The 23584-nt window shown below is 34.3% G+C and carries 28 protein-coding genes and 1 pseudogene; 18 read left to right on the forward strand and 11 right to left on the reverse strand.

The window, feature by feature from the left end:
• The first annotated feature begins 96 nt into the window (after positions 1-96).
• Genes ACVPPR_RS00130 through ACVPPR_RS00145 form a run of 4 tightly spaced genes read left to right on the forward strand, consistent with a single transcriptional unit; the run spans position 97 to position 2760 of the window.
• A complete protein-coding gene (locus ACVPPR_RS00130) occupies positions 97-987 on the forward strand; it encodes an ABC transporter ATP-binding protein (protein ID WP_462304268.1) in 891 nt (296 codons plus the stop codon).
• Between the two features lies 1 nt (position 988).
• Complete coding sequence (locus ACVPPR_RS00135; protein ID WP_462298478.1) at positions 989-1858, forward strand: ABC transporter permease; 870 nt, start codon at positions 989-991, stop codon at positions 1856-1858.
• A gap of 34 nt (positions 1859-1892) precedes the next feature.
• Positions 1893-2345: a LytTR family DNA-binding domain-containing protein gene (locus ACVPPR_RS00140; RefSeq protein WP_462298477.1), complete on the forward strand. Its 453-nt coding sequence runs from the start codon at positions 1893-1895 to the stop codon at positions 2343-2345.
• Between the two features lie 10 nt (positions 2346-2355).
• Positions 2356-2760 carry a DUF3021 family protein gene (locus ACVPPR_RS00145; RefSeq protein WP_462298476.1) on the forward strand — a complete coding sequence of 135 codons (405 nt, stop codon included), beginning with the start codon at positions 2356-2358 and terminating at the stop codon, positions 2758-2760.
• Between the two features lie 33 nt (positions 2761-2793).
• Here ACVPPR_RS00145 and ACVPPR_RS00150 read toward each other — a convergent pair whose 3' ends face one another.
• Positions 2794-4119, reverse strand: a complete 1326-nt coding sequence (locus ACVPPR_RS00150) for a dihydrolipoyl dehydrogenase family protein (RefSeq protein ID WP_462298475.1) — start codon at positions 4117-4119, stop codon at positions 2794-2796.
• A gap of 197 nt (positions 4120-4316) precedes the next feature.
• Here ACVPPR_RS00150 and ACVPPR_RS00155 point away from each other — a divergent pair, with 197 nt between their 5' ends.
• Complete coding sequence (locus ACVPPR_RS00155) at positions 4317-4598, forward strand: hypothetical protein (protein ID WP_462304269.1); 282 nt, start codon at positions 4317-4319, stop codon at positions 4596-4598.
• Between the two features lie 79 nt (positions 4599-4677).
• Here the strand turns inward: ACVPPR_RS00155 and ACVPPR_RS00160 are convergent, their stop codons facing one another.
• The 3 genes from ACVPPR_RS00160 to ACVPPR_RS00170 are packed head-to-tail and all read right to left on the reverse strand — an operon-like array spanning position 4678 to position 7132.
• Positions 4678-5307, reverse strand: a complete 630-nt coding sequence (locus tag ACVPPR_RS00160) for a TetR/AcrR family transcriptional regulator (protein ID WP_462298473.1) — start codon at positions 5305-5307, stop codon at positions 4678-4680.
• A gap of 8 nt (positions 5308-5315) precedes the next feature.
• A complete protein-coding gene (locus tag ACVPPR_RS00165) occupies positions 5316-6410 on the reverse strand; it encodes an ABC transporter permease (RefSeq protein WP_462304270.1) in 1095 nt (364 codons plus the stop codon).
• Complete coding sequence (locus ACVPPR_RS00170; protein ID WP_462304271.1) at positions 6407-7132, reverse strand: ABC transporter ATP-binding protein; 726 nt, start codon at positions 7130-7132, stop codon at positions 6407-6409. Before ACVPPR_RS00170 ends, ACVPPR_RS00165 begins: the two co-directional genes overlap by 4 nt.
• 605 nt (positions 7133-7737) lie before the next feature.
• On the opposite strand from ACVPPR_RS00170, the gene apf reads away from it, so the two are divergent.
• The 3 genes from apf (at position 7738) to ACVPPR_RS00185 (ending at position 9988) form a co-directional block, all read left to right on the forward strand.
• Complete coding sequence (apf, locus tag ACVPPR_RS00175) at positions 7738-8373, forward strand: aggregation-promoting factor (RefSeq protein WP_462304272.1); 636 nt, start codon at positions 7738-7740, stop codon at positions 8371-8373.
• Positions 8374-8523: 150 nt separating this feature from the next.
• Complete coding sequence (locus tag ACVPPR_RS00180) at positions 8524-9372, forward strand: TMEM175 family protein (RefSeq protein ID WP_462304273.1); 849 nt, start codon at positions 8524-8526, stop codon at positions 9370-9372.
• Between the two features lie 55 nt (positions 9373-9427).
• On the forward strand, positions 9428-9988 hold the full coding sequence (locus tag ACVPPR_RS00185; protein ID WP_462304274.1) for a sugar O-acetyltransferase: 561 nt from the start codon (positions 9428-9430) through the stop codon (positions 9986-9988).
• Positions 9989-10058: 70 nt separating this feature from the next.
• On the opposite strand, the gene ACVPPR_RS00190 is transcribed toward ACVPPR_RS00185, so the two are convergent.
• From ACVPPR_RS00190 to ACVPPR_RS00200, 3 genes are all read right to left on the reverse strand, one after another.
• The gene (locus ACVPPR_RS00190) at positions 10059-10886 is read right to left on the reverse strand and encodes an IS3 family transposase (RefSeq protein ID WP_462304275.1); all 828 of its coding nucleotides are present in this window, start codon (positions 10884-10886) and stop codon (positions 10059-10061) included.
• A 35-nt stretch (positions 10887-10921) separates the two neighbouring features.
• On the reverse strand, positions 10922-11449 hold the full coding sequence (locus ACVPPR_RS00195; protein WP_462304276.1) for a transposase: 528 nt from the start codon (positions 11447-11449) through the stop codon (positions 10922-10924).
• 261 nt (positions 11450-11710) lie between these two features.
• Complete coding sequence (locus ACVPPR_RS00200; protein ID WP_462304277.1) at positions 11711-12583, reverse strand: LysR family transcriptional regulator; 873 nt, start codon at positions 12581-12583, stop codon at positions 11711-11713.
• A 120-nt stretch (positions 12584-12703) separates the two neighbouring features.
• Here ACVPPR_RS00200 and ACVPPR_RS00205 point away from each other — a divergent pair, with 120 nt between their 5' ends.
• The 8 genes from ACVPPR_RS00205 to ACVPPR_RS00240 all read left to right on the forward strand — a co-directional run bounded on the left by ACVPPR_RS00205 (position 12704) and on the right by ACVPPR_RS00240 (position 19677).
• On the forward strand, positions 12704-13546 hold the full coding sequence (locus ACVPPR_RS00205; RefSeq protein WP_462304278.1) for an aldo/keto reductase: 843 nt from the start codon (positions 12704-12706) through the stop codon (positions 13544-13546).
• Between the two features lie 31 nt (positions 13547-13577).
• Positions 13578-14918, forward strand: coding sequence for an MFS transporter (locus ACVPPR_RS00210; RefSeq protein WP_462304279.1), 1341 nt, complete (start codon positions 13578-13580; stop codon positions 14916-14918).
• Positions 14919-15026: 108 nt separating this feature from the next.
• Entirely contained in the window at positions 15027-15608 is a 582-nt protein-coding gene (locus ACVPPR_RS00215; RefSeq protein WP_462304280.1) for a TetR/AcrR family transcriptional regulator, read from the forward strand.
• 187 nt (positions 15609-15795) lie between these two features.
• On the forward strand, positions 15796-16173 hold the full coding sequence (locus tag ACVPPR_RS00220) for a nuclear transport factor 2 family protein (protein ID WP_462304281.1): 378 nt from the start codon (positions 15796-15798) through the stop codon (positions 16171-16173).
• Positions 16174-16184: 11 nt separating this feature from the next.
• On the forward strand, positions 16185-17639 hold the full coding sequence (locus tag ACVPPR_RS00225; protein WP_462304282.1) for an MFS transporter: 1455 nt from the start codon (positions 16185-16187) through the stop codon (positions 17637-17639).
• A 125-nt stretch (positions 17640-17764) separates the two neighbouring features.
• The gene (locus ACVPPR_RS00230) at positions 17765-18208 is read left to right on the forward strand and encodes a nuclear transport factor 2 family protein (protein WP_462304283.1); all 444 of its coding nucleotides are present in this window, start codon (positions 17765-17767) and stop codon (positions 18206-18208) included.
• Between the two features lies 1 nt (position 18209).
• Entirely contained in the window at positions 18210-18812 is a 603-nt protein-coding gene (locus ACVPPR_RS00235; RefSeq protein ID WP_462304284.1) for an NAD(P)H-binding protein, read from the forward strand.
• 10 nt (positions 18813-18822) lie between these two features.
• The gene (locus ACVPPR_RS00240) at positions 18823-19677 is read left to right on the forward strand and encodes an aldo/keto reductase (protein ID WP_462304285.1); all 855 of its coding nucleotides are present in this window, start codon (positions 18823-18825) and stop codon (positions 19675-19677) included.
• A gap of 134 nt (positions 19678-19811) precedes the next feature.
• Here the strand turns inward: ACVPPR_RS00240 and ACVPPR_RS00245 are convergent, their stop codons facing one another.
• From ACVPPR_RS00245 to ACVPPR_RS00260, 4 genes are all read right to left on the reverse strand, one after another.
• Positions 19812-20249, reverse strand: a complete 438-nt coding sequence (locus tag ACVPPR_RS00245; protein WP_462304286.1) for a transposase — start codon at positions 20247-20249, stop codon at positions 19812-19814.
• Entirely contained in the window at positions 20201-20536 is a 336-nt protein-coding gene (locus ACVPPR_RS00250; protein ID WP_462304287.1) for an IS3 family transposase, read from the reverse strand. Before ACVPPR_RS00250 ends, ACVPPR_RS00245 begins: the two co-directional genes overlap by 49 nt.
• A 141-nt stretch (positions 20537-20677) precedes the next feature.
• Complete coding sequence (locus tag ACVPPR_RS00255) at positions 20678-21205, reverse strand: transposase (RefSeq protein WP_462304288.1); 528 nt, start codon at positions 21203-21205, stop codon at positions 20678-20680.
• Positions 21206-21289: 84 nt separating this feature from the next.
• Positions 21290-22543, reverse strand: a complete 1254-nt coding sequence (locus ACVPPR_RS00260) for a dicarboxylate/amino acid:cation symporter (RefSeq protein WP_462304289.1) — start codon at positions 22541-22543, stop codon at positions 21290-21292.
• A 212-nt stretch (positions 22544-22755) separates the two neighbouring features.
• Between ACVPPR_RS00260 and ACVPPR_RS00265 the strand changes: the two genes are divergently transcribed.
• Together ACVPPR_RS00265 and ACVPPR_RS00270 are read left to right on the forward strand one after the other, a co-directional pair.
• The gene (locus tag ACVPPR_RS00265; protein ID WP_462298466.1) at positions 22756-23181 is read left to right on the forward strand and encodes a CopY/TcrY family copper transport repressor; all 426 of its coding nucleotides are present in this window, start codon (positions 22756-22758) and stop codon (positions 23179-23181) included.
• Between the two features lie 44 nt (positions 23182-23225).
• A pseudogene (locus ACVPPR_RS00270) lies at positions 23226-23450 on the forward strand (carbamate kinase); the annotation flags it as partial.
• Positions 23451-23584: the final 134 nt, after the last annotated feature.

Here is a 23584-nt window from a genome sequence, read left to right on the forward strand (position 1 = left end):
ACTTAGTGCTCTTTTGGAACCACTTAACCTAATATGAATCACAAATCCTCCTTTTGAGAATAGACTTAGGTCATTCAGTAAAGGGAGGATTTTTTTATGACATTATTAACTGTAAAATCTGTAAGTAAAACGTATCGTGAAAAAGTAGCTGTTAATCATATTGATTTAACTGTAAAAGAAGGGCAATTAATTGCTTTGCTTGGGCCAAATGGGGCAGGTAAATCAACCACCATTAATATGTTAACGGGGTTGATTCAAGCAACAGCTGGTGAAATTAGATTGGCTGGACTAAAACCAGAACAAAAAGAATATCATCATAAAATTGGCGTTGTCTTTCAAAATAGTGTCTTAGATGGACAACAAACAGTTCGACAAAATATACAAAGTCGTGCAAGAATGTATCAGAATATTGATTTGGCTAATGAAAAGAAATTGATTGTTGATTTCGGATTAACAACCATTTTGGATCAACGTTATGATACATTATCTGGCGGGCAAAGACGACGTGTTGATATTGCTAGAGCGCTTGTCCACCAACCGGATTTATTATTTCTTGATGAACCGTCTACCGGTTTAGACATTCAAACGAGAAAGGTGATTTGGGCAACGTTAAACCAATTACGTGACACACAAGGATTGACCATCATTTTAACAACGCATTACTTGGAAGAGGCTGAGGAAGCTGATTTCGTTTATGTTATTGATCACGGGGAAGTCATTGCGCATGATACCGTTAGCCACTTAAAAGAGACCTATGCGCAAAATTTACTAACGATAGAATCAAATCAAAAAGAGGCTGTGTTAGCTGAATTGGATCCTTCTTGGGATGTTGTTCAAGAAAAGGGATGTTTATTGGTTAAAGTTCCTAAAGAACATGAGGTCATTATGTTGTTACAGAAAATTGAACCCTTTATGACTCATTTTGAATTTCGTCATGGCAACATGGACGATATATTTTTGGCATTAACTGGAAAGGAGATTCGTTAACATGCAAAGCTTAATTAAACGTCATTTGAGTTTATATTTTGGTAATCGTAGTGGGGTCATTTTTTCATTATTGGGAGCCTTAATTTCATTTGTGTTATATCTTATTTTTTTGAAACAAAATATGATAGCGAGTTGGTCCAGTGTACCTGATGCCAAATTATTAATGGATCCTTGGTTAATCAGTGGAACCTTAGTTGTAACAGCAATAGCTGCGACATCCCATGGGTTGGGTCAAATGATTAAAGATCGCGAAAATGGGGCATTATCTGATTTATTTCTAACAGATATTTCTTACGTTGGCATTCAGATTAGTTATTTTGTGAGTGCAATTTTAATTGGTATTATTATGCAAATCGTGATGTTGTTAGGGATGGGAATTTATTTCAATGTTACAGATGGTCTATCTTTTCAACTCAACACAATTGTACCTATTTTAGGAACAATCATATTGAGTAGTTTAGTTTGGACGACATTTAATTTACTATTATTTTCATTTGTAAAAAAAGTTGATTCATTGGGTAAAATTAATACAATTATTGGGACTGCATCTGGTTTCTTTGCGGGTGTATATATGCCGGTTGGACTGGTACCGCATACAGCTCAACTTATCATGAAATTAACACCAGCACCTTATAATGCCGCAATATTTAGGCAAATTTTAGTCACTCACCAATTAAATGTGTCTTTTAAAAATGCTTCTGTAGGCACGGTATTACATTTTAAAAAGCTAATGGGAATTGGCATTAATTTGAATCAATTAACGAGTATTCAGCAGAATTGTTTCATCCTAGGAGCCTTCACGATAATCTTTATAGTTGTGTCACTTAGTTTAGCTCGTGGTAGTCGTCGCGTGGTTGTAAGTAGCGTATAATTAACAAATAACGTTAAGAAAGAGAGGATGTAACTTGAAGATTAATTTTGAACAAAATGATGAATTGAATGATGATGAAATTGTGATTAATCTTCAAGCAAACGCTCTTTCTCATGATGTGTTAAAAATTTTACAACAATTAGAAAATTTGAACACACAGGTTGGTATGATTCCAATCACGGTTGAGGATCGCGTTGTTATGGTGCAAACAAGTGAGATTTTAGCGATTGAAGTATACGGCAGTGAACTGACGATTCATACAATAGTGAAGAATTATTCAGTAAAAGGTCAGTTAAAAACGATGATTGAACGGTTGAATAATCATGATTTTATTCAAGTATCAAAGAGTACCGTTATTAATATTAATCAGTTGGAGTCATTAGAAGCAGCATTTTCAGGGAATATGACAGCATTTATGACGAATCAACTTAAACTTATTGTTAGTCGCAAATATCTGCCGGAACTTCGTCGACAATTAAGAATGTGAGGATAAATAAATGATAATAAAAAGTATTATGCGTCATATGTCAGCTGGATTATTACTTGGATCATTTGTCTATTTATTATTCTTATTGATTCGAATGAAGCCGGTTGTTATGACGCCAAAAGATATTATAACAACTCTGATAATTAGTGCGTTAATTGGTATTTTATCAATGATTTTTGATAGTGAACGGTTAAATTATTGGGTTGCATTAGTGATTCATTATTTAGGTGTAATCCTGATTGTTGGATTGAGTACGAATATAACAGTGATACTAGGTAGCCCGGTTGTTTTTGTGATTGAAATAACAGTTATGTATATTATCGTATGGCTAATGTTACATATTGCGACTGTTTTAAACATACGTTCAATTAATAACGAATTAAAACGAAAAAAACAAAACAAAAAACGAGATTAAAAGAAAATTTTTCTTTTAATCTCGTTTTATTTTTTATAGATAGTAATCTAAATCACTTGCTGGTGTTGGGTAAGCAAAAATGAGCTTATCCACGTCTGATTTAGTTGTTTTATTCGCAATGAGTGGCGTTAAATAATTGATTAATTCTTCAGCGATAGTGGCATAAACAACGGCGCCAACTAGTAAAGTTGTTGAGCTATCAAAAATAGTTGTGACAGATGCTGTTGGTTCTTTAATGCGATTGAATGTGTACCATTTGGTTGTATCTTGCGTTCTAATGTCATATCGTTCGGGTTCTTTTTGAGCCTGTTCGATAGTGATCCCAACTTGAGAAAGTTGTGGACTCGCATAAACAGTGACGGGGATTGGTGGGTAAGTAATCGCATGATTGTCGGCGCTAAGTAATTCTTTCGCAACATAGTGCCCCTCAAACGTAGAAACAGGTGTCAGCTTAGGTTGTTTACGTGAAATAACGTCTCCAATAGCGTAAATTTGCTTATTAGTCGTTGCTAAATGATTATCCACGATGATACCATGTGAATCTGATTTCACCCCAGAAACAGGTAAATTCAGGGAGTTGATGTTGGGGTGACGACCCAATGCTGAAATGGCTAGGTCAACGGTTAAGTCTAGGCCGTTGTCACCCAATAATCGATGATTGGTCACTTCAGTTACGTTAGTATTAAAGTGAAATTGGATGCCATTATTCTTTAAACGATTGATAAGACGTTCCGTATATTCGGTTGGAAATTCGCGTAAAATTTGGTCATTATGTTGAATGATATGAACTTCTGCCCCTGCGGCCCTTGCGATATTGGCGAGTTCAATTGAAACGTAACCAGCACCGATGAAAGCAATTTTTGCTGGAATTTCTTTGAGAGATAAGAAATCTGTGCTTGTTTTTAAGAAATCATGTCCGGAAATGTCTGGTATTACGGGTGATTGACCAGTCGCAATGACAAAGTGATCAGCGGTATAAGTTGATTCATTTACTTTAATTGCTGATTCTGAAATGAATTTGGCTGATCCGTGCACGGTTTCGATATTTGAGGCAGATAGACCGGCTAAAGTATTTGTAGGGACGTTGTCTGTATAAGCTGATTTAAAGGCCATTAATTCCGGCCAGTTAATGGTAGAACCACCAGTCAAACCAAATCCTTGCATTGCTTCTTGTCGTTGCTTAGTTTCAACGGCAGAATAAAGCATTTTTTTAGGATCACAACCTCGATTAGGACAAGTACCTCCCCAAAGATCATTTTCAACGATTAGAATAGATTGTTTTTGACTTAAATCAAAAGCAACAGAGAGACCACCAGGTCCAGCACCAATGATAATTGTATCGTAATGTAATTGTTTCATTTTGAATGACCCCTAATGTTAAGATTTATTAATTACTTTGATAGTAGCATAAAGCTGCAGGTTATTTAAAAATAAAGATTTATTAATGGTTCATGTGAGATAAATATGGCTCTAAAATTATAGAGAACAGCAAATTCGATTATTTTAGAATAATATATTCTAAAGAAGATGGAGTACTGTTAATTGGATGTGTAGAAGTGAAATATAAAGAGACACCAAAAATTGCTGAACTTGATTTAGGTAAAGCAGCTATAAATACAATTCCAACGAGTACTGGGATGACTATTGCTAGTAATCGATTGAGTGTTAAGGGGTCAACGTACAAATTAGCGGATTTAGCAGATTTATATCGTGAACAGGTACCAGGATTCATGGGTGGGTTATCTGACGAAGATATAGAAGATGAAATTATATACGAAATTGTGATCCAAAGCGCTCGTTTAGATACTTGGACACAACATGATCAAGTGAAATTTTAGGTCAACAATACTTAATGAAGAGCCTAAAAAAATAGTGTATGAAAACTGTTGCGTTTTCATACACTATTTTTTAAGAGATTTAAGTTAAAGCTCGGATAATCTGCATTTCAATGGTAATTAAAGTCTGTTCTTCTGTTTTAATTGCTTCTACACTAAAAAGATTAACTTGCATAAAGTAGGTGAGTAGAAAGCCTATAATTGTTCGAGCAAAATCGGCTGCTGTTAATTTGGGATTCAGCTTATTATTTTGTTTCAATAGGTGTAATAAAATATTTTTAAGAAATGGTGTATAGTTACTCATTGTTTCAATGAAAAGTTGTTTAATTGTTGAATCTGTTAAAATTTCTGTAATTAAAATTTGGATAGCTTCATGGTTTTGTTTCAAAAAATCCCAACGATTTTGGACAAAAAAGTGAATGAATGAGTCCAATGTTAACTCTATTTCTTTGATTTCCAATTGAAGAGAGGATAACGATTTTGGAATAAAATTAGCTATCATTGGATCGATAATCGCTAATAATAAGTCACGTTTTGTTTTAAAATATTTGTAAATAGTTGCCTCGCTGACTTGTGCTTCAGCTGCAAGTTCTGAAGTTGAGGTATTATCAAATCCTTGAGCTGAAAATAGGGCTAAACCAGCTAATAGAACAGCTCTTTTTCCATTTGGAATACTTTTATCAGAAATCCAATCATTTTTAATGTTTTCCATTTGAATACCTAAACCTTTCTATAACGTTTCAACCCAATAATATTCAAAATGAGTAAAACAATCAAGAAAATTAATAATGCGACCAACATAGGCCAGACCGTTAGTAAGTGATAACCATGCATGATAACGCCAGTTAAAGCTTCGCCAGCATATCTCATTGGTAAGATATATGAAAAATATTGAAGCCAATGAGGCATCGAATCTAGGGAAATAATGCCAGATAGAAATACTTGAGGTAAAACAATAATAGGAATAAACTGCATTAATTGGAATTCTGATTTTGCAAAAGTCGACATTAAAATACCGAATGCTAAAGCAACTAGTGATAATAATAAATTAATGGTAATAACTGACCAGATACTACCTAAAATGTCGACGGATAGGATTTTGACTGTAAATAAGACAATTAATACAGTTTGTAAAAAGGCTAAAATGCTATAACTAAGCATATAACCAAAGACAATATCTGACCGTTTAACGGGTGTTGCCAATAAACGATCAAGGGTGCCAGATGTTCGTTCTTTCAATAGAGACATACCAGAGATTAGGAAAATAAAGAAGAAAACGAAGAATCCCATCAATATTGGTAACATTTTATCAAAGTAAGAGGTATCTTTATCGCCGTAAACATAGTGATTTTTGAGTGATAAAGGTTCAGCTGTTTTTACTTTAGGTGAAGCAGGTAAGTTTTTTGTTAAAGTCGTTAAGGCTTTTTTGATTTTTTCTTGTTGAACAGAACCGGCAGCTGTTTTGATAGCTATTTTCGTTGCAGCTGTCTTACTAGCATCAACATTTGCATAAGTAACAGATAATTTTTGACCAGATTGGCTAATATATGAGTCGATATGGTCCTTTTTAAGTGCTTTATTAGCTTGTTTGATGGTTGAATATTTTTTAATAATGATGTTTTTTTGGTCTAATTTTTGATTTAATGTCTTTGAGACAGAGACAGTCCCAATCTTAGTTGATTGTGCTGAATTATCATTAAACGCAAAATTCATTAATGTTAGAACAAGTAATGGTGCAATAAAGATGAGCGCTAAGGAACGTTTATCTCTTAACAATTCAGTTAAAACACGTTTGGCAATGATTAAAGTTCTCATTTATTTTCCTCCTCGACCTTTAAAAAGACGGCTTCAATTGAAGTGACGTGATACTTATTTTTTAATTTTTCGGGAGTGTCATCTGCGAGCAAATGACCATTTAATAACATGGCAACACGATCAACTAATTCAGCTTCATCCATAACATGAGTTGTAACAAGAATAGTACGGCCTTCATTTTTTAATCGATGGAGTTCCTGCCAAATATGGCGACGAAGAGCGGGATCGATACCAACCGTTGGTTCATCCAAGATAATTAAATCTGGATTACCAATGAGGGCAATAGCAAGTGAAAGACGACGTTTCATACCGCCAGAGTACCCAGACACACGCTGATCTAGTGCTTCTCCTAAATCAACTACTTTTGTGACATGTTCAACATTAGATTGTATGTCTTGTTTAGCGATACCTTTCATTCGACCGAAAAAGATTAAATTTTCTCGGCCAGATTGTTGTTCATATAAGGCATCACTTTGAGCCATATAACCAATATTTCCTAGTAGTTTACGATTAGGCATAACTTGATTAAAGACGGTTGCCGTACCACTATCAGCTTTTTCTGCCCCAAGTAATAATTGAATAATAGTTGATTTTCCAGCACCTGAAGGACCGATTAGCCCCAGTATTGTGCCTTCTTCTACAGTTGTTGAAATATGATCTAAAACAACATGTTTGTTAAATGATTTTGATAGATCTGTTAATTGAATAATTGGTTTGTTCATAAATAATAACCTCCATTTTAAAAGTGAGTAAGTATTCACTAACCTACAAAAACATCGTAATCTTTTTAAACGATGTTGTCAAATGAATCCTTTAGTTACGTTATCTCTGTTTACACATAATGAAGAAAAATCGATATAGGATACGGTTAGGTATTTTGAAACTAAGGGGGATAGCGTATGACATTTGCTAAATGGAATTGTGATTCAAAGTGCTCGTTTAGATACTTGGACACAACGTAATCAAGTGAAATTTTAAAAGTATTATTGGCAAGAATCATTGCTGATAATACTTTTTTTGATAAAACAAGTAAAAAAAACAAGATTATTAAATTATTTTTAGGGCAAATATCATTGCTTTTTGTCATATAAAAAATAATTGAATTTTTTTTATAAAGACTGTTTTTATAAGGATAGTAAGATGAAAATAATTTTTAATGGAGCGATGTTTATTACAAAATGCTAGTTATATTACAATAATTCAAGATAATGATATTTGACTGAAATGCTTATGTAAAAGGTAACTGATAGTATGAACCTCGTAAGATAAATGGCATATAAAGATAAATTAAATAAAATCGGTTAACATTAAAGGAGAACTTCATATAATGAAATTAAATACAAAGATGACAAAATTTTCAGTAGCAATGGTAGCAACAGTAGCAGCAGGCTTTGGTCTTGTTAAAGCAGCAGACGCTGACGTTTATACTGTAAAATCAGGTGATACACTTAACGAAATCTCAGCATCATACGCAAGCAAAACATCTAATGATGTTAGTGTTAGCACAATTGCTAAAGAAAACAACATTAGCCATGTTAACGTTATCTATGTTGGCGAACAATTAACAATTAATACAGATACAGCTGCTAAAGCAGCAACAACAAATACTGCATCAAGTACTGCAAACACAGCTAAAGCAGCTACAACAACATCAACAAACACAGCTTCAGCAAATACAAGTGCACCAAAAGCAGCAACAACAAGCCAAGCTGCACCAAGTACTGCTAATGCTGCAACATCAAGTGATTCAAGTGCTAAAGCATGGATTGCTAACAAGGAGTCTGGTGGTTCATACTCAGCTAGAAATGGTCAATACGTTGGTAAATACCAATTAGGCGCATCATACTTAAACGGTGATTACTCAGCTGCAAACCAAGAAAAAGTTGCTAACAACTACGTAACAAGTCGTTACGGTTCATGGAGTGCTGCTAAATCATTCTGGTTATCAAATGGTTGGTACTAAAATTTAAATTATAAATTAAGAAGCTTTGAATTCGGAGTTAACTCCTGATTCAAAGCTTTTTTATTGTTTTACAATGTGTGTTAAAAATGGTAGTGTTTACTAGACTATTTGCTAGTGGTTCATAGGATAAATATGTTAAAGGAGTTAGATATGAAGATTAAAGAAAGACTGGATACGCTGAGTGATGCTATTATTGCAATTATTATTACGATTATGGTATTAGAAATGCCCATTGAAGTAAAAAATGGACAAATTAATTTTACTGATTTATTTCAGACGATTGGTATTTTCATTGTTAGTTTTTGTTTTGTTGCCAACATTTGGTATCAACATGCAGTTGCCTTTGCGGAAGTCGATGAAGTATCAAATCAAATTATTGTTATGGATTTGATTTTAATGATGTTTTTATCGTTAATTCCTACATTTACACGATTGATGACAACTGATACAGTTAGAGAAACGGTTACAATGTATGGGATTTTGTACGTTATTATTATTTTTCTGTTCAGAGTAATAGCAAAAGCTATTATTCATCAGAAATATACAGAAAAATCTGATATGCAAAAAGTTTATGTGGCTATTTACGGTAAACATAATACAGAAACAGGATTTTTATTGCTAGCTTTAATTCTATTAGGTTGGTTTTTTCCAAAAATAACGTTGATTTTCTTTATTGTGATTCCAATTCGTTCATTTATTGCTAATAGCGCGGATAATAGTGAATTCACAGGTGTTAGTCAAATGGATTCAAAAGGTGCCGAAGCCTTTTTGAAGATGTCACACAAAGACAGAGAAAAGTTAAAACCACTTATTGTGACACTTAGAAAAGAAATTGCACGCCGAAATCCAGATGCTTGGGAAAATTTCACAGAGGATGCTGAAGAGACACTCGATGTGAGTGAAGAGACAATATTGAGATGGTTCAATCACTATTATGAAGAGTTCAAAAAGAGTAGGACAGCGGGTAAGGTACGATTAGGAAGAGAGAACAGAAAATAATAGTATTAAAATTGATTGAATGGGAGAGTTTTCGCTTTAGTTAGGAGGGTATCAAATGGACACAGAAGAAATTAAAAAACGGATGGATAGCGGCGAAATTTATTATGAAAATGCTGCTATTAATCAAGAACAAGCGCAATATACGGATTGGATATTTGAATATAATCAACTATTACCTAGTAAAAGTAGCGAAAAGCAGCAGTTATTAAAAAAGTTTATGGGTGATGTTGGTGAAGAAACGATATTATTGCAGCCACTTCATGCAAATTGGGGCAAAAATACGTTTATCGGTGCGCGAGTCTATGCTAATTTTAATCTAACTTTAGTCGACGATACCCAAATAACGATTGGTGATGATACGATGATTGGGCCCAATGTGACTTTAATTGCTGGAACTCATCCGTTGAACCCAGCATTAAGATTGAAAAATGCGCAATATAATTTACCAGTGACAATTGGTAAAAATGTTTGGCTAGGTGCGGGTGTGACTGTTTTACCAGGAGTCATAATTGGTGACAATTCAGTGATTGGAGCAGGTAGTTTGGTTACAAAAGATGTACCAGCCAATCAATTGGCATATGGTTCACCTTGTCAGGTAATTAAGGCTATATCTTAGACAAAAATCCCCCTATGTAAGACTTTTAAAGTCTGAAGTGCAACAAAAAAGTTAGACATTTAAATATTAATTAAGCAACTAAGGCATGATTTCGATATTCTATCGGGGTCATGCCTTTTAATTTACAAGAAATCCGTTCATTATTAAACCATTCTACATAATCATTTGTTACTTGAATTAGTTCCTCAATATCATAAATAACCTGACGTTTGAGACATTCTCGCTTCATTAAACTAAAGAAACTTTCAATTGGTGCGTTGTCTAAACAATTCCCTTTCCGAGGCATGCTCTGAACGTAGTTCAGGGTTTTTAGTTCATTTTGATAATCGTTCCATTGATAATGACATCCTTGGTCAGAATGTATTATAGGTTTTAAACTTATTGGAAGACTTCTTTCTTTCAGCTGGTTGAGCATATCAAAAATGAGTGCCTTATCTGGATGTTCACTCATGGATAATGCTAGAACTTCGTGACTAGCCTCATCAGTGACTGCAGAAATATAACCCCATTTATTATTTTGAAGTTTAATTTGGGTAACATCCGTGTGTAAAACATGATAAGGAAGAACTTCATTAAATTTTTGATTAACAATATTGGGTGCAATTTTTCCAATATGACCTTTATATGAACTATATTTATCCGTATGTTTACAATAAATCGTATTTTTAATGCCTATTTGATTCATTAATTTTAATATTGTTGTTAGGGATAGATGAATATTTCGCTTGTCCAACATTATTTGGATACGTCTGTGACCGTAGGTCTCACGACTGTCATCAAAAATAGATTTAATCATTTCTTTCGCAACAGAATATTTATCTATGTGGTTATCAATTCGGTAACATTGATCGTAATAAGTTGACCGTTTAACCTTAAATTTTGTCAGGAGTTCTTTCAAAGCATTACCAGTTTTATCCCTAAGACTGCGAATAATTAGGGTTTTTTCCCTATTTGTTTGCCACTTCTTAGGGCGTGCAATTTTTTAAAAAAGTCACGATCCAATTCTGCATCATGTAATTTGGCTTCCAATTGTAAAATACGTTCTTCGTATTTTTGTTTTTCAGTTAACGTAATGGTCTCTTTCTTTTTATCGCTTTTTTTCATAGGTGTAAGACGTCCTTTAGGACGTGAGACAAGGGCTTGGCTGCCATATAAATCAAATAATTTATTCCAAGTATGAACTTGAGACGGATTAATATTGAAGTTAGCAGCAGTAATGCCATATCCCACATCGTGAGTTTTATAATAGCGTACCACATTTAACTTGAAATCAAGACTAAAAATACGCCTACTATGCTTAACCCTTAGCACTTCGATACCTTGAACCTTAGTTAAGGTAACCCATTTACGAATATACCTTTTGGGAATGTTATATTTTTGTTCTAAAATAGTTAAAGAAATATGATCTTCTAGATATAATTGAACAATTTCTACTTTCAGGCTACTTGAATACTTGGACATAAAAAAATACCTCACAATCGTTAGACTTATGTCTAACAATTATGAGGCACTCCATAAGTGATTAGAACCTTCATAATATTATTCACCAACAACAGTTGACGAAGAGCCTTTATTAATTAGTTTTCTTTTTTAGAATATTTTTACTGAATTACTTTCTTGTTGAGGATAAACGACTTGTTGACTAACTTCTTTCACTTTAATATTTGCAAAATAGCTATTTTTTAATTTAGAAATTTAATGCATGATTTTTTTAAATAGTAATTAACTAATTTGTTTTTGAATGATATTGATAAATTGTTGGATTTTAGGTGCTTGATTTTCAGAATACACAATGCCATAAGGCATTGTGTAGGTCCAATCACATGGGATAGTAACTAGAAGTGGATGGATATCTTTCCATAAATTTGTACTAATCATAGGCAGACCACTATGAGCACAATAATTTAATGTATCGAGATTATAAGGTGGTATTTCTTCAAAAATGATTTGAGGGTACTTTACTTTAAAGGTCTCTTTTAGTTCATCAATTCTTTTGGTATTACCAGATTTAACGACCAAAATAGTTTCACCATATAAGTCTTGAATTTTAATTTTTTTCTTTTTAGACAATGGATGATTTCGTGGAACAGTTAATGTTAGCGGAATTTGCGAAAATTCTAATGTATTATAGCCATCAGGACGGTGTGATGGAAATAAACTGGTAAAAATATCGATATTGGTATTTTTTTTAGTGAATAAATTTATATCGTCATCAATTGAAACGACTTTTAAATTGATATTAGGATATTCATTACTAACCTTAACCCATAATTTTATTAAAGGATTTGCTGGATACATTAGTGAACTACCAACTTTTATTGTTATTTGTTCAGCATCATTAATATTTTGTGCAACTTCAATGGCTTGTTTGGATAAGGCAATGATTCGTTTGGAATCACGATAAATACTTTCACCAACAGGCGTTAATGTGACACCACGATTGCTACGGTAAAATAAAATTAATTTTAATTCTGCTTCGAGTAAATTAATTTGCTTAATGAGTGCATTTGGGGAAATAAATAGTAATTTAGCAGCTTTTGAAAAACTACCGCTATCAGCTGTCAAAATAAAGGCATCTAAATGATTGTTATACAAATGAAGACCTACTTTCTGTTTGAACCTTTTGGTACATGCCATTGTAGCAAAAGAAGACTTCCAAAGCAACTATCTAGGTATTAAGATATGTCTACAGATAGATTAAAGGAGGTTACAATCATGGAATATACTGTTTTGAATAATGGTGTAAAGGTGCCTTTGCTTGGGTTAGGTGTGTACTTAATGGATGACTTAGAAAAATGTGAAGAAAGTGTGTTAATGGCACTTAACGCAGGTTATCGACTTATTGATACATCATCAGCATATATGAACGAGGAAGCAGTTGGTCGAGCAATTAAAAGAAGTGGTGTTCCTAGGTCTGAAATATTTGTTACGACTAAACTTTGGATTCAAGATGCGGGATACGAAAAGGCTAAAAAAGGATTTGAAACATCATTAAAAAATTTACAACTTGATTATTTAGATCTTTATTTAATTCATCAGCCATTTGGTAATTATTATGGTTCGTGGAAAGCGATGGAAGAGTTATATCAAGCAGGTAAAATTAGAAGTATCGGTGTTTCCAATTTTAATGGGGACCGATTAGTTGATTTAATACTTAATAATAAAATTATCCCAGTAGTAAATCAAATTGAATTTCATCCTGAATTTCAGCAAAAAAAAGATAAAATAGTGCTCCAAGAAGCAGGTGTGCAATTAGAGGCTTGGAGTCCACTAGGACATGGTGGAGACGTTTTAAACAATGTCACTTTATTTAAAATTGGTCAAAAATATAATAAAACAGTAGCACAAGTAATTTTGCGTTGGGAAACACAATTAGGAATTATAGTGATTCCTAAATCAACACACAAAGCTAGAATTAAAGAAAATATCGATATTTTTGATTTTAAATTAACAGAAACAGAAATTGAAATAATCAATAAATTAGATACAAATAAGCGAATAGCTGATGTAACAAATATTAATTTAGTTAGGCGTTTAAATTCTTTAAAAATAAGATAAATAGCAAATAAGCTGTGGGAGAAATTAACAAATGAAAAATAAGAGTTTAGTTTTAACGGTAATTTTAGTAAGTTATTTTATGATTTTATTAGATAATTCAATTGTTTTTACTGGAGCGACACAAATTGCACATGATTTAACTTTAACGACTCGTGATTTATCATGGGTTAGTAATGCATATTCATTAACGTTTGGTGGATTGTTATTATTTTCAGGTCGTGCAGGAGATGTGTTCGGTCGTAACAAAATTTTTAATATTGGATTAATTGTTTTTGGAATTTCTTCGTTATTAGTAGGTTTGTCAACTAGTGTCATAACAATTATAGGTTTTCGAGCAATTCAAGGAATTGGTGCAGCAATTATCGCACCCACTTCATTAGCACTTTTAATGGATAATTATACTGGGGTTGCACGGACTAAAGCAGTAGGGTATTATGGCGCTACAGCAGGAATTGGTGCGAGCATTGGGTTGATTTTAGGTGGTGTTTTTGCTAGCTATCTTACTTGGCGAGTTGGTTTCTTTATGAACTTTCCAATTGCATTATTAATGTTAATAATTGCGCATTTTAAATTACAAAAATCAGCTCAATTTTCAATTTCATTAGATGGATTAGGAAGTATTTTATCAGTAATTGGGACTTTCTTAGTTGTTTATGGAATTGTAGGTTCTAAATATAATGCAATTAGTTTAATTATTGGAATTGGAATTTTGATTGTTTTTATCTTGTGGGAGGCACATGTTGCACAACCATTGATGCCACTTAGAATTTTCAAAAGTTCGACACGGAGTGGGGCATATTTAGCTAGATTTTTGTTAATGGGAGGTTTAATTCCATTTTGGTTTTTAATCCCTCAAATGATGCAACGTTCGTTAGGATATACGCCATTAATGTCAGGTTTTGCATTTTTTCCACTAACCATTATTGGGTTCATAATTCCGTTAAGAATAACGGAAATAACGCAAAAATTTGGTGAAGCAGAAACTTTATTTGTTGGAATCTTATTAGATTTACTAGGGTTGGTAGGATTTATTTTCTTTCATCAATCATTAGGTTATTGGGTAGGCATTGGAATACCCATGATTTTATTAGGATTAGGACAGGGTCTGCTATTAAGTCCATTGACATCTATTGGGATTGAGGGTACTAACCCAGAAGATGCGGGTGCTTCTTCTGGTGTTATTAATAGTGCACATCAATTGGGTGGTAGTTTTGGATTAGCAATTATTACTGTTTTAACAAGTAGTTTTCAAAACCCGCTAGTGTCATTTGATCATGCTATGCTCTGGGCTAGTGTATTTAATTTATTAGCATTAATTGTTACTGTATTTATGATTGTATTACCTAATAAAAGGACTAAGTATAAAAATTAGTTTAGTTCTTTTTAATAATTAATCTAAGGTGTTCATATAAACAAAAATTGTGCTAGGCTTATTTTAAAGTATAATTAACGTATTAAGTTAACTTTGGAGGTAAGCACAATGCAGATCAATCAATATCAAGATTTACGCGTTCAGCGAACAATTAACAGCATTTACGACGCGTTTAAACAGTTAATTTGTGAAAAAGACTATCAAAAAATAACCGTTACTGAATTAGCTAGAATGGCACAAATTAATAAAAAAACATTTTATCGCTATTATCCGACATTGGACGATTTACTGATCGAATTACAGGCGCAATACTCACAAGCCTATCTAAAAGAAATCGATAACCTACAATATCCACGGGATTTGAGAAAAAGTGTGGCCACCTTTTTTACATACTCTACTAGTCAAGGTGAAGCATATGACCGCATTACCACCTGTTCAGTAGGTTCTTACGTGGGCATTCGGCAGCAAATGATTGATGAAGTGATGACTAAAACGTGGGGGCAATCGTGGGAGTTTAATCAATTAGAAAACTGGCGGCAAAAGATTCTCATTGATTTTGTTGAACAAACAGGACTAAAAGTTTATACGGCCTGGGCTGAAAATGGCAAGACAGAACCACTGGAAGCAGTAATTAATGCTGCTGCTGATTTGATGCAAGGCGGTGTTGAACGCTATTTAAAATTAGACTAGTTATTAATATAATACGGTGATTAACAGAATTTATTCTGGATAATCACCGTATTTTTGTATTTTATGCGCCTAATTTAGTGAAAAGGTGGCATAAGTAACGCTTAAAAAAATATCGCCCATTTTTGACTTGCGCCATCCATGGCATAATAAGTTCATCGGCAACGAACAAAGTAAAGGAGGTTATTAAATGATAACTCAAACTGATGAGGAGCGAGCAGTAGCTCATATCGTCCATCAACAAGTCCAAGGGATGCTGGAAAAGGATTTCGTATTACTTGATCAGGTCATTGCCCCCGATGCGAAGTTAGTACACATCACCGGTCAGGTTCAGAGCAAAGCAGATTGGTTACAACAAATCCGACTCGGTAGAATGCACTATTTTAGCAGCCATGAAGTGCTATTTCAAGTTGTTATTACTGGTCATCAGGCTCAAGTCATCATGCGTAACGAGTTAGAGGCGCGCATCTATGGATTTCGTAATACGTGGCCACTACAGTCCAAGCTTAAATTGGCGAAAGGTCACCACGGCTGGCAGATTATTGAATCACAAACTTCAATATATTAAGAGGAGAAACGATGACAAAGAGAAGAATGGCAATCGCAACGATTGCATTATTAATTGCTAATTTTATGGGTGGTTTGGATGCTACCATTGTTAATACAGCCTTACCAGCAATCACGAGTGATCTAAACGGGATTCGTTTGATTGGTTGGATTAGTTCGGTATTTTTGCTGGGAATAGCAGTAACAACAGTTTTATGGGGTCGAATTGGTGAAGTGATTGGTAATAAAATCACATTTCAGATTTCAGTTATCCTATTTATTGTTAGTTCATTTATAGGTGGTTTAGCCACTAATATGGTGACGTTAATCATTGCCCGGGCCTTGATGGGCATTGGTGCTGGTGGAATGGTGTCAATTCCATTCATTATTTATGCTGATTTATATGCTAATCCGGCTGAACGTGCCCGAGCTTTGGGCTGGGTCACCGCATTTTATACCGTATCCACTGTTGTGGGCCCATTAATTGGTGGTTGGCTCGTGGATACTTTATCTTGGCATTGGATATTTTTTATTAATCTACCAATTGGGATTATTTCCCTTTTATTATTACAGTTTTCATATCATGAAAGTAAGCATGCCCGCGCTCAGGAACATTTTGATTATTTAGGATCGGGTTTGCTTATTTCGACCCTTGTCATCTTATTATTTGCTAGTGATGCAATTGCTTCAAACTTAACGGTGGCTTTAGTGTTATTAATTGTGGGATTAGCTTTAATGTTTGTCTTTTACCAAGTTGAAAAAAGACAAAAGAATGCATTAATTCCAATTGAATTACTTAAAAATTGGCAGATTCAGTCGCAAAATGTCATTATGTTTTTAATTAATGGGTTCTTTATGGGTTACAGTGTATATGCGCCGATGTGGTCGCAAGGCCTGTTAGGCACTAATGCTACACTAGGTGGGTTAACACAGATTGCAGGTTCAATATTATTGCTAGTAGGAACGCGGTATACCGCACATTTAATGAGCAAACTTTCCTATAAAAAAATTGTCATGTTCGGTAGCTTTAGTATCTTACTCTCAGCATTAGCGATGGTCATGGCAACTCAATTTGCGCCTTATTGGTGGCTGCTTGTTAGTGGTGGTTTTAATGGCTTAGGAATGGGGTTGTCATTTACACCAATGCAAGTTTCGTTACAGGATGGTGTGCGTCGTGATTTAATCAGCATTTCGACGACTTTTGGATTGTTATTTAGAACCTTAGGTCAGACATTTATGTCAGCAATTTTTGGTGCCGTTTTAAGCCTCAGTACTGCTAGCCAAGTTAATGGACGAATGACATCGCGCATGATCAATCAATTAACCGATGCCAGCGCAGCACAATCATTACCAAAAAAACTATTACCACAGTTGCGGACAGTTTTGTTTAATGGCATGCATTTGATTATGTTAATTGGTTTGATTCTGGTCGTCATTGCCATTGTCATCAATCTAACTCGAAAAGAACCGCTTAAACAACCGCGCTAAAGTAATTTTAAGCGCCGATTGTTGGTCAGGTGTGGCATAAGTCCCCTTTTTAAAAATATTGACCATTTTTTTAAGAACTTTAACGTGCAATAATTTAATTGTTATCAAGAAAGGAAGCTATTAATATGATGAATACACAAGAAATTTCAGATCGGTTAGCCTTAAAAGAAGTTGTCGATTTATTTTCAAATTACTCTGATACTAAGGAAAATGAGAAGCAGGTCCAATTATTTACGCCTAACGGTAAGGTGAACATTATCACTGACGGTAAAGTGACCTTTACATTGAATGGCCGTCAAGAAATTGTGAATGCTTTCAGTTCGTCAATGGATGCCTATTCAGCCGTTTTTCATATGAGTGGCCAGCAAACCGTTCATTTTATCGATGCTAATCATGCAGACGGCGTTGCTTATAACTATGTGATTTTAGTTAAAACAAATGAACAAGGGCAAACGGTAACAACTAATGAAGGCGTTCGTTATCAGGATAAATATGAAAAAATTGATGATCAGTGGTATATTGCTGAACGGAATTCAAACTTTATTTGGCACACGGAGGTGACTCAATAACATGGCAAAAGGTTTAATTATTGGCGCAACTGGCTCAATTGGGAACGCTGTTCGAAAAATGTTGTTAGCCAAAACGGACATTCAATTAACTTTATATTCACGACATGTCAATCGATTAAAACTTGTGAATGACCGTGAAACAGCAATAGCAGGTAGTGCAACTGATGAGAATCAGTTGGAACAAGCCATTAGTGGCCAAGACTTTGTTTTTGTCGCTTTGAGTGGCGATATGGCAAATTTTGCTACTCATATTATTGCGGCCATGGAACAAACGAAAGTGAACCGGCTAATTTTTATCACGACTATGGGTATTTATCAAGAAATTCCAGCATGGTTAGGTAATTCAACAGAACCGTATCATAATCCAATTTTAAAACCATTTCGACAAGCAGCGGACCAGATTGAAGCGTCAGATCTTAATTACACGATTATTCGGCCCGGTTGGTACAATAATGGCCCCATTAATTATGAAATCACTCAGAAAGGTGAACCATTTGGCGGTCATGATATATCTAGAGATAGTATTGCCGCTTACGTGACTAAATTAGTCATTAACTCGCATTTAGATAATCGGGCCAGTGTAGGGATTAATACCCCAGAATAGGAGTTTTACAATGAAAAATGAAATCATGTTAAATAACGGTTTAAAAATGCCGACATTAGGCTTTGGCGTTTTTCAGATTCCAGATTTTGATGAGTGTAAACATACCGTTTTAACAGCTTTGAAACAAGGCTACCGACTAATCGATACAGCCGCCGCATATGGCAATGAACGTGCAGTTGGGGCAGCTATCCAAGAAAGTGGCATTGCACGGAATGAAATTTTTGTCACGACCAAATTATGGGTTCAAGATGCAGGGGACTACCAGACAAAATTAGCTATTCAAGCATCCTTAGACCGACTAGGCTTGGATTATATCGATCTATATTTGATTCATCAGCCTCTGGGTGATATTTACGGTTCGTGGCGAGCGATGGAAACAGCTTACCATGATGGTAAATTGAAGGCATTGGGAGTAGCAAATTTTGAAAATGATCGATTACAAGATTTGATGATGCATAATGAAGTTAAACCGGCTGTTAATCAAATTGAACTACATCCATTTTATCAGCAACCGCAACGGGTTCAATGGTTACTGGATCATGATATTGTCCCCGAAGCATGGGGACCGTTTGCAGAAGGGAAAAAGGGTATTTTTACAAATCCAGTGATTAAAGATATCGCTACAGCTCATAATAAAACAAACGGTCAAGTGATTTTAAAATGGCTTAATCAACGGAACATTGTTGTCATTCCTAAATCTGTACATGAAGCCCGGATTATTGAGAACGCACAAATCTCAGATTTCGATTTAACCCAAGCAGAAATGCAGCGGATGGCCGACTTAGACGAAAAGAATAGTTTGTTTGGCAACGTTCATGATCCAGAAACAGTGGAACAATTAGGAAGCTTTAAGTTTCAATATTAAAAGTCAGATCATGTCTACTATTCATTTTTATAGAAGTGAAATAGTGAATACAGATTTAATATTAACTATTATGGGTAAAAAAAATCTAACTCTAAAGTGAAGTGCAACAAAAAAGTTAGACATTTAAATATTAATTAAGCAACTAAGGCATGATTTCGATATTCTATCGGGGTCATGCCTTTTAATTTACAAGAAATCCGTTTATTATTAAACCATTCTACATAATCATTTGTTACTTGAATTAGTTCCTCAATATCATAAATAACCTGACGTTTGAGGCATTCTCGCTTCATTAAACCAAAGAAACTTTCAATTGGTACGTTGTCTAAACAGTTTCCTTTCCGAGACATACTCTGAACGTAGTTCAGGGTTTTTAGTTCATTTTGATAATCGTTCCATTGATAATGACATCCTTGGTCAGAATGTATTATAGGTTTTAAACTTATTGGAAGACTTCTTTCTTTCAGCTGGTTGAGCATATCAAAAATGAGTGCCTTAGATGGATGTTCACTCATGGATAATGCTAGAACTTCGTGACTAACCTCATCAGTGACTGCAGAAATATAACCCATTTATTCTTTTGAAGTTTATTTTGGGTAACATCCGTGTGTAAAACATGATAAGGAAGAACTTCATTAAATTTTTGATTAACAATATTGGGCGCAATTTTCCCAATATGGCCTTTATACGAACTATATTTATTCGTATGTTTGCGGTAAATCGTATTTTTAATACCAATTTGATTCATTAATTTTAATATTGTTGTTAGGGATAAATGAATGCATTGCTTGTCTAACATTATTTGGATGCGTCTGTGACCGTAGGTCTCTCGGCTGTCATTAAAAATAGATTTAATCATTTCTTTCGCAATAGAATATTTATCTACATCGTGATCAATTCGGTAACATTGATCGTAATAAGTTGACCGCTTGCTTAACCTCAAATTTTATTAGGAGTTCTTTCAAAGTAAAATCAGATTTATCCCTAAGACTGCGAATAATCAGGTTTTTTTCCCTATTTGTTTGCCACTTCTTAGGGCGTGCAATTTTTTTAAAAAGTCACGATCCAATTCTGCATCATGTAATTTGGCTTCTAATTGTAAAATACGTTCTTCGTATTTTTGTTTTTCAGTTAACGTAATATTGTCTTTCTTTTTATCTTTTTTCTTCATAAGCGTAGGACGTCCTTTGGGACGTGGGACAAGAGCTTGGCTGCCATATAAATCAAATAATTTATTCCAAGTATGAACTTGAGACGGATTAATATTGAAGTTAGCAGCAGTAATGCCATATCCCACATCATGAGTTTTATAATAGCGTACCACATTTAACTTGAAATCAAGACTAAAAATACGCCTACTATGCTTAACCCTTAGCACTTCGATACCTTGAACCTTAGTTAAGGTAACCCATTTACGAATATACCTTTTGGGAATGTTATATTTTTGTTCTAAAATAGTTAAAGAAATATGATCTTCTAGATATAATTGAACAATTTCTACTTTCAGGCTACTTGAATACTTGGACATAAAAAAATACCTCACAATCGTTAGACTTAATGTCTAACAATTATGAGGCACTCCAGTCTTACATAGGGGGATTTTTTATCCTATTTAATTATTTTGTGCCATGAAGTCTTTTAACCAATTTTTACCTTCAACAAAACGTGTAACGAGCATTGCAGTGGCTGTATTTCCTGTTGAATTTAATAAGGTTGCTGGAATATCAATGATGGTTGTAATGATTAAAATTAATGGAAGAGCGGCCATTGGGAAACCAAAAATTGAACAAATCAATGTTTCCGCAACCATACCACCACCAGGAATGGCACCCATAACAACACCGACCAAGAATGAGACACAGATAATCATGATCATGTTGTGTAAACTTGTGATATCTTTACCAAAAACAGCAAATAAGAAAGTTGTTTTTAAAATACCACCAATAACAGAGCCATCTTTATGCGTATTGGCACCTAATGGAATGATCGTATTGGCGATATCTTCAGTGACACCCATTTTTTTAGCATATTCTAAGTTAACAGGAATACTAGCGGCTGAAGAACTTGTTGCAATCGCTGTAACAGCAGGGGCTGAGACATTTTTCCAAAAGATAGTAAAACCGGCTTTACCACCTGCAATGAATGCGTATAAACTCATCATGACAAAGAAGTAAAATACTGTAATACCTAAATAAAGAATAAAACTACGTAAATATCCAGCAGCAATCTGAGGGCCTAAGTTACCAATGATATTGGCGAAGAAACAGCCTAGGCCAATTGGGGCATAATACATGACGTATTTAACCATTCGCATAACAACGACGTTTCCGGCCGATAAAAATTTTGTAAATGCGCTAGATGCTTTACCAGTAGCGGAAGCGGCTGTACCCATCAAAATAGAAAAGACGATTAATTGGAGCATATTGTCTTTAGATAACAAGTGATAGAAGTCATTAACAGTGAATGTGTTCACTAATGTTTCTAAGCCAGATGATTTTGTTGATGTGTCTTTAACAGTTCCCATCAAACCCTTAATCGTATCTACGTTAACACCATGAATAGGGTTAAAGAGACGAACCCCAATATAGCCAATAATACCAGCAATGAAAGCCGTTGTTAGAAAGACAATTAGCGTCGTAATCATGATTTTACCGAGACGTTTCATTTCAGACATTTCCGCAATAGCTGATGAGATACTGAAGAAAACGAGAGGAACTAAAATCATATACATCAGATTTAGAAAGAGATCGCCAAGTGGCTTAAGAATAGAAGCTTGTTCCTTAAAGATTAAGCCGACAATACCACCTATAATTAGTCCTGAAAGTAGAAATAGAGATGTTTTGTAACGGTTAAAAAAAGTAGTCATAAAAAGTTCCCCTTAATTAAGTAGTATGAAGCCATAAACAATAGTATATCAATTGTTTTGGCTAAAAGCTAAGTTTTAAAAAATGGTGTTATGTGGTCGGATATTTCATTAGAGTAATGTGCTCGTTAGGCGCAACTTATTGACGTGTCGTACACAACAGTTTACAATTGTAATCATAAAGATATTGAGTGATTAATGAAGGGTGGTTTACCATGATGACAAAACAAGTAATTGATATTAGTGATGCTGAATGGGAAGTAATGCGCGTTATTTGGACGTTAGGGCAGAGTACTAGTAATGAAATTTTTGAAAATTTAAATGGAAAAATGGATTGGCAAATGCCAACAATTAAAACGTTATTAGGTCGATTAGTTAAAAAGGGTGCCTTGTCTGCTGATAAAGATGGACGCGCTTTTATCTATAAGCCTTTAATAGAAGAACAAACAACAATGGATCATGTTAGTCAATTGTTGTTTGATCATATGTGCCAAATGAAGATTGGATCAACTATTGCAGATTTGTTGAGCGAAGTTGCGTTAAGCCAATCAGACATTATGAAACTACAAGCTGTGATTGATCAAAAGGCTAAAACTGCACCAGAAATGGTCGAATGTAATTGTTTAGCCAAGGAAGTTTAAGTAATATTATGTTTCACGTGAAACATAATATTACTTAAACTTGTCGAAAGGGTGATTATTTAATTATTCCTCATGGTAATGGGTCACAAGTTGGTAACTTGTTGTTGCAACAAGCAGCTGCAATAACTGAAAAGAATCCAGCGTTATCATTAGATATCTGTGTTGCAACGACACAAGTTATTGTTGATCAAAATGATGACGCATTTAGTAATCCAACAAAACCAATTGGTCCCTTTTATACAGAAACAGCTGCTAAAGCTGAAATGGCTGCACATGCAAGTCAAAAAGGTCGCGCAATTGTGACTTCTTTAGAGAACATTAGTCAATTGTTAGATAACGATGCTGGAACTGTCATTGTTAAAGGTTAAATAGAAAAAATGCGCGTTTAAGATGAATAAACGAA

The organism is Dellaglioa sp. L3N, assembly GCF_054941095.1.